Origin of the sequence: Yinghuangia sp. ASG 101 (assembly GCF_021165735.1) — a bacterium.
Classification (GTDB): domain Bacteria; phylum Actinomycetota; class Actinomycetes; order Streptomycetales; family Streptomycetaceae; genus Yinghuangia.
The window spans coordinates 6,769,425-6,785,175 of record NZ_CP088911.1 but is presented as its reverse complement, the minus strand read 5'-3'; the positions used below and the strand labels follow the sequence as shown (position 1 = coordinate 6,785,175).

Below are 15,751 nucleotides of genomic sequence, written 5' to 3'. Positions count from 1 at the left end.
AGCCATGCACAGAGTCGGAACCTCAGGCCTCCTGCGCCGCCGCACCCGCGCCGTCGTCGCGGGCGTCACCGCGGCCCTGGTCCTCTCCCTCGCGGCCTGCGGCAGCGACGACGACGACAAGGACGCGACCAACACCGGTGCGAGCAACGCCCCGTCGGCGGGCGCACCGGCCACGCCCGATGCGGCGGCGTACCCCGTCACGATCACCCACAAGCTGGGGACCACGACGATCAAGGAGGCGCCGAAGCGCATCGTCGCCCTCGGCGAGGGTGACCAGGACGCGGCCCTGGCCCTGGGCGTCCAACTCGTCGGCATGGTCGAGACGACACCCGTCACGCCGTGGGCGGAGCCCAAGATCGTCGGCGACAAGCCGCAGTTGATCCACATGGGAGACAACGGCGCCCCCATCGAGGAGGTCCTGAAGCTCAAGCCGGACCTGATTCTCGCGGGCACCGACTACTGGGTCGCGGACGAGTACGACAAGCTCTCCAAGATCGCCCCGACGACGGCGTACCAGGTCGGCCCGTCGCAGGACAGCTGGCAGCAGGTCGTCCTCCAGGTCGGCCAGGCCCTCGGCAAGTCGGCCGAGGCGCAGAAGCTGGTCGGCGACCTGGAGACGAAGACGGCGAACGTCAAGACGCAGTACCCGGAGATCGCCGGCAAGACCTTCGCGCTCACCATGGCGCAGGACACCGGGTCGGTCCTGGTCCTCAAGGACAAGGAGGACATCTCCGTCAAGATGCTGCGCGAAGGCTTCGGGATGACGCACCCCGACAACATCGCGGGGCTCCCCGGTGAGGGCTTCTCGGCGCAACTGAGTCTGGAACGCCTCGACCTCCTGGATGTCGACGTCCTCCTGACCACCTACAACGACGACGCCGGCGTCCAGAAGGGCATCGAGGAGAACCCGCAGTTCGCGAAGCTGAACGTCGTCAAGCGCGGCTCGTACATCGTCCTCGACGCGAACAACTTCTACGCCCTCCGCAACGCCACGGTCCTCTCCATCGACTGGCTCATCGACAACCTGCTCCCCCGCATCTCCCAGGCCGCCAAGGCCGCCGCCGCGTCCTGACCCCAGGCCCCTCACGGCCCGTGCGCCCCGCACCCGCGGAGCACACGGGCCGTCGCGGTGCCACCGTCTGATCGATTTCCTGCCGCAGAGAATGCCTCACGCACACGATTTTCTGTGCATCAATTTTCGATGCACAGTAGCCCCATGGCGGACACCGGGATTCGAAAGAGCGTGCCCCTGACGGTCGAGGATCGCGAGCACATTCAGCGTTTGCGGACACCTGACAGCGCCGAGCGCGAGGCGTTGGCAGCGGTGACCGGCATAGAGCTCGGCGGCCAGGTTTCCGAAGCCGAGGCGCTGCACGCCTTGCCGGTCGCCGGCCGTGCCGCACTGACCGAGCAAGTGACGCTCAGCGGCTACGCGGCCTTGGCGGCAGCCCAGGACGACGAGGCCGCGCCGCACTCCGCGCCATACGCGCCCGCGCAGCAACGTGGGGAGACCGATCACATGCACGAGGTGACCGACCTTGCGCATGGTGAACATCGCTTGCGGGTTGAAAGCCGCGTTGGCGATCTGAGCACCGCGCACCGCGCGTGAGTGAACGGCCCGTAGGTAGAGACCGCTATGCCGGTGCTCCTGAAGAACAACGCCTTGGGGTTCTCGTGGACCAGGCGGAACGCCCCGGCCGGAACCTGCTCGTTCCCGTCGGGACTGTTCTGCGTTCTCGGGTGTGTCAGTCCGGCAACTTCAGAGCGTCCGTCAGTGACGCCCAAGACGACGCCGAGACTGCGAGCAAGCCGCGCGCAACATCCTTGCTGTCACGGACGGGGACGGTGCCGGAAGCGTGCTCGGCGACTTCGACGCAGTCCCCGCCTGCTTGGTTGCTGGAGCTGCTCTTTCGCCATGTTCTCTCCACGGCCTGTGTCCTCCATCGCGGTTGCGATCACGCGCCGCGACATGTTCGGGGGGAAGTGCATGCGCCAGGACTTGATCGTATGTCAGTTCATACCCGCGTACATCGCTGGCATCCTCGACCAAGCGCCCATAGTCCGAGCCTTCGGTGTAGGCAACATCGGGTTCGTCACCAGACATGGTCAGCAGAGTCAACGATCCACCCATGGCGGGGTGTTCGCCCGCGTCGAAGCGGAGCACACTTGAACAGTGATCCTCGGATCGGCGGCGGCACCCAATAGCCGGGCGAGTCAGCGCGCACCATGTCCGGCTGGATCAAGGCAGTGCAGCGCCGGGTGTGGTCGAAGCTGTCGAAACCCCACGCTGGTTCACAACAGATTGCCCCAACCTGTCGGCGGGGCACACAATGAATACAGCCCGCAAGAGCCTGCGGGGTAAGAGGGCGAAGGGGATCGCATGCCGACACGAACCCCTTCCGGTGCGAGCGCGGCCGGGAGCGCCAGCAGTGCAATCCGCACGGCGAAGCACAAAAAGCCCGTGCCGTGTGCGCTGTGCAAGGGCACCGGAAAGATCATCGTCAACCACGATGGCAGGGAAGAGGAGCGTGCCTGCGGGCGCTGCAACGGAACCGGGACGGTCACGTGAAGAACGCTTCGCTGGAACTGCTGGGGAGGGACCGAACGCCGTTTCTGCCTGACGTCGTCTGGCGGAACGTCGATGGCAGATCTGTTCGGATCGACCGGCGCGAAGCCCCGGAGGCGTGGCAGACAGCCGCGTACGCCAACTGCCCACTTGTTACCCAATGGGACGACGGCACAAGCGAAGACCCCGAAGGGCTGGCGACGTGCTCGGCGTCGATGCCCGAGCTTGTCCGGACCATGCTCGACGCGTGCGACATCCGTAGGGGGCATCGTGTCCTGGAGATCGGCACGGGCACGGGCTACACCGCGGCACTGCTCAGAGACCGTGTCGGCAACGCCGGGGCTGTCGTGTCGATCGAAGTTGACCCCGCACTTATGGCCGCAGCATGTGAGCGCCTTGCGTCCGCCGACATCGATGCGGAAGTGGTGTGCGCTGACGGGCTCGCCGGTTGGGCCAGTGGCGCGCCCTTCGACAGAGTCCATGTCACATGCGGAATCCAGAACATTCCGTCGGCGTGGTTGCGGCAGTGCCCAAATGGCACGCTTGTGCTGCCGTGGGGACCGTCCAGCGACAACAGCGCGGAACGACTGCTCATCCTGCGCACGACCGACGGCACCGGAATCGGGCAGTTGGGCGAACGGCTGGCGTTCATGAAAGCCCGCTCGCAACGCTCCACCGCGTGGCACGACTGGCCGGACACCGGGGAGAGCACCAAAGCAGACCTACCCGTCACGTGGTCCGACATCGAGGCCCCCGCCGACCGTGATGACGAATTCACCATGGGTCTACTCTCCGGAACTACGTTCAGATTGTCCGGCACTCACGACGACTCGGACGGTCGCGTCCTGTGGTTGGAACGCGACGGTGACTACGCATCCGTCGGATTCGGCAAGCACCACGCGATGACGATCGCCGGTGACTCCGCCATCATCCGCGACTACTGTCACGGGTTGCGCTGGTGGCTCGACAACGGGCGACCGGGTCCGCACGACCTGAGACTTCGCTTCCTGCCGACCGGCGAACGCACTCGCCGGGATGTGTGGTTCGACTCGTCTGAACGGCTGGTCTCCTTCGGCGACGCGTAGCGCCGTGCCCTGAACCGCCCCCCACTTGTGCTCTTGACTCGCTGTCAAGCGGTCGCCGACCGCTGATCGGAGGGTGCCTATGTTCGTCGTTGCGGAAGAACGCGCCGCAACCGGGCCGGGCTTCTCCTTGTCGTCAAGGACCACGCGGCGCGGTCGTTCACATGACCGCGACCGCGTGCCACTTGCAGTTCGTTCGCGAGTTTACGGAGAAAGCCCTCTGCGAGGCGGGAATTGACGACGAAACAACCACGAACGTCCAACTGGTGCGCTCCGAGTTGATCGGCGATTCGATTCGTGCCTGCGGAGAGTTCGTGCCGTTGGTCATCGTGATCAATGCCGGACTCAGCTCTGTGACCGTCATCGTCCACGATCCGGAAGACGACGGGCTGCCGCTCCGCCCCGAGGCTGCGTTGGACGACCCGACGCCGAGTCGGGGCGTGGCCTGAGGATCATCGACTTGCTCGCACCTGGTTGGCAGGTTCGCCATACCCATTTGGCAAGCAGGTGGTCTGTAGCCTGCCCTGCGTCGGCGGAGCCTGACTCGCGAACGGCCTGTGCGGGCCGCCTGGTTGGGCAGCCCGCACAGGGAGTCAGGCCAGGGATGCGACGGTGGCGCCGGAGATCTGGTCGGAGCCGGGGACCGGTTCGGAGGTGTCGGTGCCGAGGTGGATGATGCGGTTGTCGGCGTCGACGTGGACGACGCGGGGTTCGTGCTTGGCGAACTCCTCTTCGTCGACGAGGCCGAAGGCCATGATGATGACCAGGTCGCCCGGCTGGATCAGGCGGGCGGCGGCGCCGTTCATGCCGATGACGCCGCTGCCCCGGGGGCCGCGGATGGCGTACGTGGTCAAACGGGCGCCGTTGTCGATGTCGACCACCTGGACGACCTCGTTCTCGGCTATGCCGGCGGCGTCCATGAGGTCTTCGTCGATGGTGAGCGAACCGACGTAGTGCAGGTCGGCCTGGGTCACCTTGGCGCGGTGGATCTTTCCGCTCAGCAGCTGGCGCAGCACTGGTTCCTCGCTTTTAGTTCTCGGTGGCGGCCACGAGGGTTCGCGGTCGCATGTCGGTCCAGGCGGTCTCGATGTGCTCCAGGCACAGGGCCCGGGAGGCGGGCCCGTGGGCCACGGTCCAGCCGTCGGGCACCTTCAGGAATTCGGGCCAAAGGGAGTACTGTCCCTCGTCGTTGACCAAGGCGAGGAAGGTGCCGTCTTCGTCGTCGAACGGGTTCGTCACGCCGTTTCGCCCCTTCTTTCGGGTAGCTGTCTTCCGGGTGGCTGTCTTCCGGGTGGCTGTCTGTTCAGGTGGCTTGCGGCGGGACGGCCGCGTCGTGTGCCACGGGGGGTCCGGGCTCCGGGGCGGGAGCGTCGGAGGGGTCCGCTTCGGCGGCGGGGTCGTGGGGTTCCCCGGCGGCGGGGAACTCGGTCGGCAGGCTCGCGTTCCGCAGCGGCTTCTCGGCCGCTCCGGTCGTGGCGACGGCGGCGACGCAGGCCACGCCGCCGATGGTGAGCGTCGTTCCGGCGCCGATCAGGCGGCCGAAGGAGCCGGAGAGCGCGTTGCCGACGGCCGGGCCCGAGGTGGACTGGGCGAGCCAGAGGCTGCCCACGCGGCCTTGCAGCCGGTCCGGCGTGTAGTGGTGGACCATGGCGCGGCGCAGGATCTCCGAGATCGTGTCGGCGAATCCGGCCACCACGAGCAGGAGCATGCCGAGCCACAGGTGCTTGCTGAGGCCGAAGCCCATGACGGCCAGGCCCCACATCGACGACGCACAGACCAGCACGACGCCGGGACGGGCCACGCGGGCGGTCCAACCGCTCACGAGGGCACCGATGTTGGCGCCGACCGCGGGGGCGGCGTACAGCAGGCCGACCGTGATCGAACCGCCCTCGAAGACCTTCTCGCCCATCTCCGGGAACAGCGCGAACGGCATCGCGAGGACCACCGCGGCGGCGTCCACGAGGATGAGGCCGCGGATGACCGGTGTGGCCTTGACGTACCGGAAGCCCTCGGCGATCGCGTGCAGGGGGTGCTGGGTCGCGCCGGCGTCGTCGGGGTCCGCCGCGTGTGCCGGGTCGGGCGGCAGCGGTGGCAGGCGCGACAGGAGGATCGCGCCGACGATGAACCCGGCCGCGTCGAGCGCGTAGCAGGTGGCGACGCCCGGGCCGGCCGCGATGAGACCGGCGAGCCCCGGGCCGAGCATGGCCCCGAACTGGATCGTGATGGTGAGGAACGCCCCGGCCGCGGCAATGTGTTCGCGGCCGACCAGGGCGGGGGTGACCGCCATCAGCGCGGGCGAGCCGAGGCCGCCGATGACCCCGGCCGCGACCGCCAGGACGTACAGGACCCACAGCTGCGGGCTGGGGACGAGGGCGTTCACCGTGAGCAGCAGCACCACCACGGCTGATCCCGCACGGGTGCGCAGGATGAGCGCGCGGCGGTCGACGCGGTCCGCGAGCACGCCGCCGGCCAGCAGGCCGACGAACATGCTGAGGCCGATGACGAGGTTGACCATGCCGACGTGCAGTGACGATCCGCCGAGGTCGTAGACCTGGATGCTCGCGCCGACCGAGGTCAGCCACGTGCCCAGCATCGACAGCAGCGTCGCGGCGAAGAGCTTCCGGAAGTCGGGGCTCTCCTTGAGCGGTCTGGTGTCGATCGCGATCTTCCCGAGGGCCACCGTCAGCTCCGCCGCGTCAGGGCGAGGTCCTGCTGGGGGTCCTCGTTGCCGCCCGCACCCCGGGACGCCTGCCCCGGAACGCCGGGCACCGCACGGCCGTTCGAGCCGGTGCCGCGGCCCAGGTGCTCGCCGACCGACGCGAGGATCTCGCCCGCGCGCACGGCGATGTTGGACAGGAGTGTCGACCCGATGCCGTGGGTGTGCTCGGTGGGGCCTTGCAGGTAGATGCCGGCGGCGCTGGGCTTCTCGGTGACCACGCGGTAGTCGCGGCCGAGGCGCGGGCGCCCGTCGGCGTCGTACGCGCACACCGCCTCGGCGCCCTCGACCAGCGCGAGCGCGTCTCCGGGCAGGTATCCCGTGGCGTAGACGACGACGTCGGCGCGCAGGGTCTCGGTCTTTCCGGTGGGAAGGAACTCGACGTCGACGTCGGTGCCTTCGCCGCCGTCGCGCAGCTCCACGACGCGGGAGGCGTGGCGGATGTACAGCCGCTGCCGCCCGGCGACGCGCTCCTCGTAGACGCGGCGGTACAGCTCGGTGATGAGGTCGCCATCCACCACCGAGTAGTTCGTGTTGCGGTGGTAGTCGGTGAGGAGTTCCTTGACCTCGTCGGGGGCCTCGTAGAACTGGTCGACGGCATCGGGGTCGAAGATGCGGTTGGCGAACGGGCTGTCGTCGGCCGGCGAGTACCCGAAGCGCGCGAAGACCGCGTGGACGTCGGCCTCCGGGAAGCGCCGGTGCAGGTAGTCGGCGGTCTCGGCGGCGCTCTGCCCGGCTCCCACGACCACCGCGGTGCGCACGCGCGCGGGGTCCGTGGCGGCGACGTTCGGGACGAGGCGGGCGTTGTGCCAGACGCGTTCGGACGCCACGACGCCGTCCGGCAGGCGGGGGCTGAGGCCGGGTGCCAGGACGACGTTGCGGGCCCGGTGGCGCACTTCGGTGTCGCCCTCGCCGACCACGACGTCGTACGCCGTGACGCGGCCATCCTCGGACCGCACCGGCCGGACGGCGGTGACGTGGGCGTTGTAGCGCACTTGGTGGTCCACGCGCGACGCGGCCCATTCGAGGTACCCGTGGAACTCGACGCGCAGCGGGAAGAAGACCTTGTGGTTGATGAACTCGACGAGCCGGCCTATGCCGTGCAGGTAGGACACGAAACTGAAATCGCTTGTCGGATTACGCATCGTGACAAGGTCCTTTAGAAACGAGACCTGCATCGTCGCGCCGTCGACGAGCATGCCCCGGTGCCAGCCGAACGCCGGCTGCTTTTCGAGGAACAACGCCTTGATCCGCCGGTCTTCGGCGACGTGGGCGTTGTGCTCCTCCACCGCGACCGCGAGGGCGAGGTTCGAGGGCCCGAAGCCGACTCCGATCAGGTCGTGCACCGCTGGTTGGGCGTGGCCGCCGCCGTCGTGTCCGTCGTTTCCGTCGTACTGAGGAGGGGTCAACGCACGCATCCCTTCTGGGGTGTGACCGCATGAGCGCACACCATCAACGGCAATACGACAGGTTAGGCTAACCTAACCAAGGCGCTCGTGGCCAGAACTTCGTTTCGCCGCAATTGCCTTCGACGGGCAGGCATGGACGTACCCCCACCTCATCGACTATTAATCAGGATAGCCTTACCTAACTACCCCCAGCCATGCCAGACACCGGAGGCCACGTGTCCGCCGATGTTCACTCCCGGGTCAGCCCCGCAGTGCGGGAGACCCCTCCGAGCGACGACTATCTTGAACGCGAAATCCCTTTGTCCGCAGACGCTTTGGAACTTGCGGCGGCACTGGTCGAATCCCCTCTCGGCATCGACGGCGGCCGACCCCATGTGGTCTACGAGAACGCCGGCACCTGGTCCGTCGCCCTCGGCGCGATCGCCACGGTGACCGTGACCCGCACAACCGTCGACGCCCGTCTTGGTGAGAAGGCTCATACCGTCCCCTGGACCGGTTCGCCGCTGCCCGCCGTCGACGACCTCCTCGCGCGGATACCCGTCACGCGCTGGCGCGCGTACGGATGGGCCGGCTTCGAACTCGCGTACGTCGAGGCGGGTCTGCCCGAACTCGTGCGCGACGACACGCTGCTGCACCTGATGGTCCCCCGCACCGAGGTCCGCCTCACCGCCGGCCGGGCCCTGATCCGCTCGCTGTTCGAGGTCGACCTCGACATCGCCGAAAGCCTCCTGACCGACCACAAGTCGCCCTCGCGCCGCCGGCCGGAACCGCTCGACGTGACCGTGGCCGACGCCGACGCCTACCGCGAGTCGGTGCGCGGCGCGGTCGCCGCGATCCGCGACCGCCGCCTGCAGAAGGTGATCCTGTCGCGCGTCGTGCCGGTGCCCACCCCCGTCGACCTGGTCGGCACGTACGTCGCCGGGCGCCGGGCCAACAGCCCCACCCGCTCGTTCCTGCTCGACGTGGACGGCGTCGCCGCGGCCGGATTCAGCCCGGAGATCGTGGTCTCGGTCGACGCGGAACGCCGCGTCACCACCCAGCCGTTGGCCGGGACGCGCGCCCTCGTCGCCGACGACGGGGAGAACGACCGGCTGCGCTCCGAGCTGCTCGCGGACCCGAAGGAGGTCTTCGAGCACGCGATCTCGGTCAAGGTCGCGTACGACGAGCTGCAGCCGCTGTGCGCGCCCGGGTCGGTCAACGTGACCGACTTCATGAGCATCAAGCCGCGCGGCAGCGTGCAGCACCTCGCCTCGTCGCTGACCGGCACGCTCCGCCCCGGGGTCGGCAACTGGCGGGCGTTCGCCGCGCTGTTCCCCGCGGTCACCGCGTCGGGCGTGCCGAAGCCCGCGGCCTACCAGGTCATACGCCACCACGAGCCCGCCGCGCGCGGCCTCTACAGCGGCGCCGTGGTCACGGTCGACGCCGACGGGTCGCTGGACGCCGCGTTGGTCCTGCGCACGATCTTCCGCCGCGACGGCCGCACATGGCTCCAGGCCGGCGCCGGCATCGTGGAACAGTCCACACCCGAGCGCGAGTTCGAGGAGACCTGCGAGAAACTGCGATCGGTTTCCCGCCATTTGGTCCCCGCCGAGTAGACCTCGGGCGGCCGGGCGGCCGGGCGGCGCGACGACGCTCCGGCCGGCCGCCCCACGTCCCGCCACGTCCCGGGCTTCGCCGGAGCCCGCACGGGTCCGGTACCGAGCCGCGCGATACCCACGCGTCCGCACCCGTCCGCGCGCCGGAACGGCCACGCGCGGGCCACTCCCCGGCACACACCGACGCGGCCCCACAGCGCACGGCCGCTCGGCCCCCGGGGCCCACATTCCCCGCCCGTGCGGCCGTGTGTCACGGTGTCCGGGGCCGCACGCCGCCACGGCGCGGCGGCCTCGCCGCGGTCACACCATCGCGTCGGCCGGGCGCCGACCGCCCACCGGGACGACCAACGGCGTTCCGGCGACCGGGCATTCCACCACCACGGAGCGCAACCCGAAGACGTCCTCGACGAGTTCGGGGGTGACCACGTCGGCCGGCGCACCGGCCGCCATCACGCGGCCGTCGCGCATCGCGATCAGGTGGTCGGCGTAGCGGCACGCGTGGTTCAGCTCGTGGATCACCATCACGACCGTCCGTCCGCCGACCCGGCCGAGTTCCGCGACGAGTTCGAGGACGTCGACCTGGAACGCCAGGTCGAGGTACGTCGTGGGCTCGTCGAGGAGCAGGACCGGTGTGTCCTGGGCCAGGGCCATCGCGATCCACACGCGCTGCCGCTGCCCGCCGGAGAGTTCGTCGAGGCGGCGGGCGGCGAGCGCGTCGACGCCGGTGGCCTCAAGCGCCGCGTCCACGAACCGCTCGTCGGCGGACGACCATTGCCGCCACCAGCGCTGGTAGGGCGTGCGTCCGCGGGCGACGAGGTCGCGTACCGTGATGCCCTCGGGCGCGGTCGGGGTCTGCGGCAACAGCGCGAGGCGTTGGGCGAATTCGCGCGGCGAGAACTCCCCCGCGTCGCGTCCGTCGAGGAGTACCGCGCCGGTACGGGGCTTGAGCAGCCGGGCGAGGGACCGCAGCGCGGTCGATTTGCCGCACGCGTTCGGTCCGACGAGGGCGGTGACCTTGCCCGCGGGGATCTCCAGGTCGAGTTCGCGAGCGACGACGCGTTCGCCGTAGGCGAGGGTGACGCCGGACGCGGACATCCCCGGCGCGGCGATCCTCCCGCCGGTCGCGGCCCCGTCGTCCGAGGCCGCCGTCTCCGGCTCCCTCACGTCGGCCTCGCGCGTGGTCGGTGCGGACACCATGTCAGCCTCCCTTCCCCGCCCGGTTCGTCCGGGCCAACAGCCACAGCAGGTACGGCGCGCCGATGGCGCCGGTGACGACCCCGACGGGCAGTTCGACGGTGAACGCCGTACGGGCGATGACGTCGGCGATGACGACCAGGGCGGCTCCGACGAACCCGCTGGTCAGCAGGGGCAGTCCGGCGGTTCCGGTGAGCCGCCGGGCGATCTGCGGCGCGGCCAGCGCGACGAACACGATCGGCCCCGCACACGCCGTGGCGACCGCGACGAGGCAGGTGCCCAGGACGAGCAGCCCGATCCGCGCGCGGGCGATCGGCACCCCGAGCCCGGACGCGGTCTCGTCGTCGAACTGCAGCATCTGGTACGGCCGGGACATGGCCAGCAGGAGCGGCACCAGGACGAGCAACGCGTAACAGAGCCACCGCACATGCGTGTACTCGCGGCCGTTGAGGCTGCCGGTGAGCCACGAGGTCGCGCGGGTGGCCTGGTCGATGTCGATGCGGGCCAGCATCCAGCGCGTGGACGCGGCCAGCATGCCGTTGACCGCGATGCCGACCAGGACGAAGCCGTACCCGGTGATCGTGCCGTCGCGGAAGGCGAGGACGTAGATCACCGCGGCGGTGGCCAGGGCGCCGACGAACGCGCCGAACGGCACCGCGCCGTACGTCGTCGACTGGCCGGTGGTCACGCCGCCGAGCATGATCGCCAGCACCGCGCCGGCGCCGGCCCCGGCGGAGATGCCGATGAGGTCGGGCCCCGCGAGCGGATTGCGGGTGACGGCCTGGAACACCGCGCCGCCCATGCCGAGCGCGAGCCCGACCAGGAGCGCGACCAAGGCGCGCGGCAGGCGCAGTTCGTGGATGACGAGTTCCGCGTCGGGCGGGCCGGCCCGGAACAACCCGGTGACGACGTCCGTCCACGGCAGCTCGTAGTCGCCGAGGGTCAGCGACGCGACGAGCCCCGCGAAGATGACCGCCGACAGGCCGACCAGCACCGCGATCGCGCGGGGCCGCACGACGAACCCGATCGGGCCGCGCTCCCACGTCAGGGTGCGGGCCGGGCCCGGGGTGCGCGCGGCGGGCGGGTCGAGGGTCTTCAACTGTCCTGCTCCCTCAGCTTGCCGCTCTTGACCAGGTAGATGAGGAAGGGCGCGCCCAGGAACGCGGTGACGACGCCCACCTCGACCTCGGTCGGACGGGCGATGACGCGGCCGATGATGTCGGCGGCGAGCAGCAGCACCGCGCCCGCGAGCCCGGAACACGGCACCAGCCAGCGGGCGTCGGGGCCGACGAACGCGCGCAGCACATGCGGGACGACGAGCCCGACGAACACGATCGGTCCGGCCGCGGCGACGGCCGCGCCGGTGAGCACGACGACGACGGCCGCGCCGAGCAGCCGCGTCGTCCCGGCCTTCGCGCCGAGGGTGGTGGCGAGGTCGTCGCCCAGGGCGAGCGCGTTGAGCCTCCCGGAGATCACGAGGGCGAGTACGAGGCCCGCGACCACGAACGGCGCCAATTGCCAGACCAGGTCGTTCCCGCGCCCGGTCAGCGACCCGACCGCCCAGGAGCGGTAGCGGTCCAGGGCGTGCGGGTCGGTCAGGACGAGCGCGCTCGTCGCGGCGTCCAGCAGCACCGAGATCGCGGCGCCGGCCAGGGCCAGCTTGGCGGGTGTCGCGCCGCCGCCCCCGGTGCCGCCGATGACGTACGCGAACGCCCCCGCGACGGCGGCGCCGAGGAACGCGAACCAGACGTAGGCGTAGGTGCCTTCCAACCCGAGCAGGCCCACACTGGCCGCCACCGCGAACGCGGCCCCCGCACTGATCCCGATCAGCCCGGGGTCGGCGAGGGGGTTGCGCGTGATGTTCTGCGCGACGGCGCCGGCGACCCCGATCGAGACGCCGACGAGCAGGCCCATCAGGGTCCGGGGAACCCGGAGGTCCCAGATCAGCCCCGCGTCGCCCTCGCGGTCGCCGCCGAGCATGGCGAGCACCTCGGTGGGAGCGACGTTCTTCGTCCCGATGGCCAGCGACGCCACCAGCGCGACGACGACCAGAGCCGCCAGCAGACCGACGGTCACGGCCCGGGACGCATGTACTCGGGCCGGCGCGGCTTTTGGCGTCTCCGATATGCGTGCCGGGTTGTCAGGAGATCCCACCCGAAGAGGCACGCCCATTAAGGTAAGGCATGCCTCACCCGTTACGCAGCCCCCTCCCCCCGGGAGACGGCCGACGACGCCCGGACCCCGGCCGGGACGCCTCGGCGGAGAAACGGGGAAGGGGAGCGGGACAAAGGGGGAAGGGGGCGCGGCGACGGGGTCCCGATCCTCGGGCGTGCCGTTCAGGCCGCCCGCGCGATCCGCCCGCGCCATGGTCGGCCAAGTATCCCGCCCGCCCTCGCGCGGCGATATCCCAACGCCGCGGAGAACCAGCGCACTTCGGCCTTTCCCGCGGCCCGCACGCGGCACCGCGCCGCAATGCGCGGCGTTCTCCGCGGCGGCCACGATTTCGCCGCGTGTGTCCTGGCCACCGACTGGAGGCGCGGGATAGCTTGCAAGCTCCTTCGCGGATAAAGGAGCACCACCATGCCGGCCACCCTGCGACGGCGCGGGCCCGACCCGTACGCACAGCAATACGCGATCCTGGCGGCGGCCCTTCTGGTCGGGACGGTCTTCCTCGCGGTGTGGCTGCGGTCGGCCCTGGTGCTCCTGTGCGGTGCGCTGGCCGGGGCCACGATCACGGGGATCGTCTTCGCCGTACGCCATTTCCGGGACCGCGGGCCGGAAATCGACCGGACCGCACGCTATTTGGCGTCCCCTCGGGACGTGCGGTCGCTCACGACCGCCGGGGCGAAGGAAACGGCCGCCCGCCTGGGGGCCCGCACGACCGTGCCGGGCATCCCCATCGGCACCTCGGTGCGCGGGCGCCAGGAGCTGTGGGGGTCGTGGGAGGACATGCACTTCGACATCTGGGGGCCCCGCACCGGCAAGACGGCGACGCGCGCCATCCCCGCCGTGGTCTCCGCACCGGGCGCGGTGGTGGTCACGTCCAACAAGCGCGACATCGTCGACGCCACCCGCGGCGTACGCGAACGACGCGGCCCGGTATGGGTGTTCGACCCGCAGAACCAGGCGAACGAGCCCGCGTCGTGGTGGTGGAACCCCCTGACGTTCATCAACAACAATGTCGTGCGGGCGATGATCCTGGCCGGGCTGTTCGCCGGCATCAACCGCCCGTCGCACGCACGCAGCGACGGCTACTTCGAACCGGCCGGGCAGGAGCTGTTCGGGGCGATGCTGCTCGCCGCGAGCGCCGACAACCTGCCGATCACCCGCGTCCTGACGTGGTTGCGGCGGCCGAGCGACGACACCGCGGCGCGCATCCTCCGCGACGCCGGGCACAACCTCGTGGCGGCGTCCGTGGAGTCCGTCATGACCGCGCCCGCCCTCCAGCGGGCCGGCGTCTACGGCACCGCGGCGCAGATCGCCTCGCCGCTGGCGGCACCCAACGTCACCCGGTGGGTGACGCCCGGGGACGGGCCGCGGCGCCCGGAGTTCCGGCACAGCGACTTCGCGCAACGCGAGGACGGCACGGTCTACGTGCTGTCCGAGGAGACCAACAAAATGGCGGCGCCGCTCGTCGTCTCGCTCGCGACCGCGCTGGCCTACGAATTCGAGGGCCGCGCGATCGAGTCCCCCGGGGGGCGGCTGCCGGTCCCGGCCGTTTTCGTGCTGGACGAGGCGGCCAACATCTGCCCCTGGCCCGAACTCCCCATGCTGTACACGCACTACGGATCGCGCGGCATCATCATGATGACCATCATCCAGTCCTGGGCCCAAGGGGCCGACGTCTGGGGGGAGTCCGGAATGTCGTCGATGTGGGGAGCCGCCAACGTCCGCGTGTACGGCGGCGGTTCGGGAGACACCAGGTTCCTCGGCGACGTGTCCACCGTGTCCCCGAACTTCGAGGCGGCGACCAACGAGATCTCCTATACCGCGTTCGCCTCGTTGGACCAGAAGCAGACCCTCAAGTCGCGGTCGGAAGAGGTCCTGGACATCGCGGTCCTCGGCGCCATGCCGCGTGGCCGCGCGTGGGTGCAGGTCAGCGGCAGCAAGCCGATCCTCGTCAGGACCTCGCCGTGGTGGGAGGGCGCACACGCCGATGCCATCCGCGCGTCCCTCGCCCGCTATGGACCCGACGCCCCCGACGGGCCGCGCGCGGCGAAGTAGCGCTCCACCGAGGCGAATTCGCCGGCACGCCGACCCGAAGCGCACCCGCCCACCGCACGCCGCGGGACCAGCCGCGGCGGCCCACCGCACGATTGCCCATCCCTTTCGCGCCGACAATGCGCGCATCGCGACCTGTATCCGCGTCCGGCGGCGCCCCTAGGCTGTCGTGTCGTTTGGAGGGCCGCGCAGCTCTCGGCGATCAGATCAAGGAGAGGCATGCCGGAAAACGCCGGATACGACTGGGACTTGTTCGATTCACAGGACTATGTGGCCCGCAACTACGGCGTATTGTCCGGGGCCGACCGCCGAATCCTGGAAACCGCACGGGATTTCCTCGGCGGCCGGGAGTTCCCCGCCGGGACCCGCGGCGTCGATGTCGGATCCGGCACCAACCTCTACCCGGCGTTGAGCATGCTGCCGTTCTGCGACGAGGTCAGCCTGCTGGAGCATTCCGCGTCGAACGTCGCCTGGCTGCGCGAACAAACCGCGGCATACGCGCCGTTGTGGGACCCCTATTGGGCGGTACTGCGCGAACACCGGGCCTACCGCGGTATCGCGGACCCGCGCGCCGCGCTCGCGAAGCGGGCCCGTGTCGCACAAGTGGACCTGCTCGCCGGCGTCGAGGGCGGGCCGTGGGACATCGGGACGATGTTCTTCGTCGCCGAGTCGTTCTCCACATCGCGGGAGGAGTTCCGCGACGCGCTGCGGCGCTTTCACCGACTCCTGCGCCCGCACGCCCCGTTCGTCATCGCGTTCATGGAAAACTCGCAGGGCTACGAAGTCGGCGGCCGGCATTTCCCGGCCGTCGCCGTCGAAAGCGCCGACGTCGAAGGCGAACTCGCGGAACTGGCCGCCGATTTCACCGTGGAACGCGTCGGCCTGGACGGTGCGCCGCTGCGCCACGGCTATACCGGCATGCTCCTCGCCCACGGCGCGGTGAAGTGACCACCGGCGAGATTTCCCCC

At 70.2% G+C, this 15,751-nt stretch carries 15 protein-coding genes and 1 pseudogene; 7 read left to right on the top strand and 9 right to left on the bottom strand.

The genetic code is table 11. The features are described 5' to 3' along the window. The first annotated feature begins 4 nt into the window (after nucleotides 1-4). Both LO772_RS29075 and LO772_RS29070 read left to right on the top strand, forming a co-directional pair. Nucleotides 5-1,072, top strand: a complete 1,068-nt coding sequence (locus LO772_RS29075; RefSeq protein WP_231774987.1) for an ABC transporter substrate-binding protein — start codon at nucleotides 5-7, stop codon at nucleotides 1,070-1,072. Nucleotides 1,073-1,216: 144 nt separating this feature from the next. Further along, nucleotides 1,217-1,609: a hypothetical protein gene (locus tag LO772_RS29070; protein WP_231774986.1), complete on the top strand. Its 393-nt coding sequence runs from the start codon at nucleotides 1,217-1,219 to the stop codon at nucleotides 1,607-1,609. 136 nt (nucleotides 1,610-1,745) lie between these two features. Here LO772_RS29070 and LO772_RS29065 read toward each other — a convergent pair whose 3' ends face one another. Together LO772_RS29065 and LO772_RS36445 are read right to left on the bottom strand one after the other, a co-directional pair. Continuing rightward, nucleotides 1,746-1,928, bottom strand: coding sequence for a DUF397 domain-containing protein (locus LO772_RS29065; protein ID WP_231774985.1), 183 nt, complete (start codon nucleotides 1,926-1,928; stop codon nucleotides 1,746-1,748). Between the two features lie 53 nt (nucleotides 1,929-1,981). Then, nucleotides 1,982-2,164, bottom strand: a pseudogene (locus LO772_RS36445) (Scr1 family TA system antitoxin-like transcriptional regulator); the annotation flags it as partial. Nucleotides 2,165-2,565: 401 nt separating this feature from the next. Between LO772_RS36445 and LO772_RS29055 the strand changes: the two are divergent. Both LO772_RS29055 and LO772_RS29050 read left to right on the top strand, forming a co-directional pair. Then, a complete protein-coding gene (locus tag LO772_RS29055) occupies nucleotides 2,566-3,651 on the top strand; it encodes a methyltransferase domain-containing protein (RefSeq protein WP_231774984.1) in 1,086 nt (361 codons plus the stop codon). A 161-nt stretch (nucleotides 3,652-3,812) separates the two neighbouring features. Then, nucleotides 3,813-4,097, top strand: a complete 285-nt coding sequence (locus tag LO772_RS29050) for a hypothetical protein (RefSeq protein ID WP_231774983.1) — start codon at nucleotides 3,813-3,815, stop codon at nucleotides 4,095-4,097. Nucleotides 4,098-4,241: 144 nt separating this feature from the next. On the opposite strand, the gene panD is transcribed toward LO772_RS29050, so the two are convergent. From panD to LO772_RS29030, 4 genes are all read right to left on the bottom strand, one after another. Continuing rightward, entirely contained in the window at nucleotides 4,242-4,664 is a 423-nt protein-coding gene (gene panD, locus LO772_RS29045; RefSeq protein ID WP_231774982.1) for an aspartate 1-decarboxylase, read from the bottom strand. 13 nt (nucleotides 4,665-4,677) lie between these two features. After that, entirely contained in the window at nucleotides 4,678-4,887 is a 210-nt protein-coding gene (locus LO772_RS29040) for an MbtH family protein (protein WP_231774981.1), read from the bottom strand. A 64-nt stretch (nucleotides 4,888-4,951) separates the two neighbouring features. Next, entirely contained in the window at nucleotides 4,952-6,328 is a 1,377-nt protein-coding gene (gene entS / locus LO772_RS29035; RefSeq protein WP_231774980.1) for an enterobactin transporter EntS, read from the bottom strand. 2 nt (nucleotides 6,329-6,330) lie between these two features. Further along, nucleotides 6,331-7,710 carry a lysine N(6)-hydroxylase/L-ornithine N(5)-oxygenase family protein gene (locus tag LO772_RS29030; RefSeq protein ID WP_231779773.1) on the bottom strand — a complete coding sequence of 460 codons (1,380 nt, stop codon included), beginning with the start codon at nucleotides 7,708-7,710 and terminating at the stop codon, nucleotides 6,331-6,333. Nucleotides 7,711-7,988: 278 nt separating this feature from the next. Here LO772_RS29030 and LO772_RS29025 point away from each other — a divergent pair, with 278 nt between their 5' ends. Continuing rightward, nucleotides 7,989-9,368 (top strand): salicylate synthase, encoded by a 1,380-nt coding sequence (locus tag LO772_RS29025; protein WP_231774979.1) that lies wholly within the window; start codon nucleotides 7,989-7,991, stop codon nucleotides 9,366-9,368. A gap of 300 nt (nucleotides 9,369-9,668) precedes the next feature. Here the strand turns inward: LO772_RS29025 and LO772_RS29020 are convergent, their stop codons facing one another. Genes LO772_RS29020 through LO772_RS29010 form a run of 3 tightly spaced genes read right to left on the bottom strand, consistent with a single transcriptional unit; the run spans nucleotide 9,669 to nucleotide 12,638 of the window. After that, on the bottom strand, nucleotides 9,669-10,565 hold the full coding sequence (locus LO772_RS29020; RefSeq protein ID WP_443089334.1) for an ABC transporter ATP-binding protein: 897 nt from the start codon (nucleotides 10,563-10,565) through the stop codon (nucleotides 9,669-9,671). 1 nt (nucleotide 10,566) lies between these two features. Further along, entirely contained in the window at nucleotides 10,567-11,661 is a 1,095-nt protein-coding gene (locus tag LO772_RS29015) for a FecCD family ABC transporter permease (protein WP_231774978.1), read from the bottom strand. Continuing rightward, entirely contained in the window at nucleotides 11,658-12,638 is a 981-nt protein-coding gene (locus LO772_RS29010; protein ID WP_231774977.1) for a FecCD family ABC transporter permease, read from the bottom strand. The genes LO772_RS29015 and LO772_RS29010 overlap by 4 nt, the downstream gene beginning before the upstream one ends. A gap of 504 nt (nucleotides 12,639-13,142) precedes the next feature. Between LO772_RS29010 and LO772_RS29005 the strand changes: the two genes are divergently transcribed. Then, nucleotides 13,143-14,786, top strand: coding sequence for a type IV secretory system conjugative DNA transfer family protein (locus LO772_RS29005; protein WP_231774976.1), 1,644 nt, complete (start codon nucleotides 13,143-13,145; stop codon nucleotides 14,784-14,786). A 216-nt stretch (nucleotides 14,787-15,002) separates the two neighbouring features. Beyond that, nucleotides 15,003-15,731 carry an SCO2525 family SAM-dependent methyltransferase gene (locus LO772_RS29000; RefSeq protein WP_231774975.1) on the top strand — a complete coding sequence of 243 codons (729 nt, stop codon included), beginning with the start codon at nucleotides 15,003-15,005 and terminating at the stop codon, nucleotides 15,729-15,731. Nucleotides 15,732-15,751: the final 20 nt, after the last annotated feature.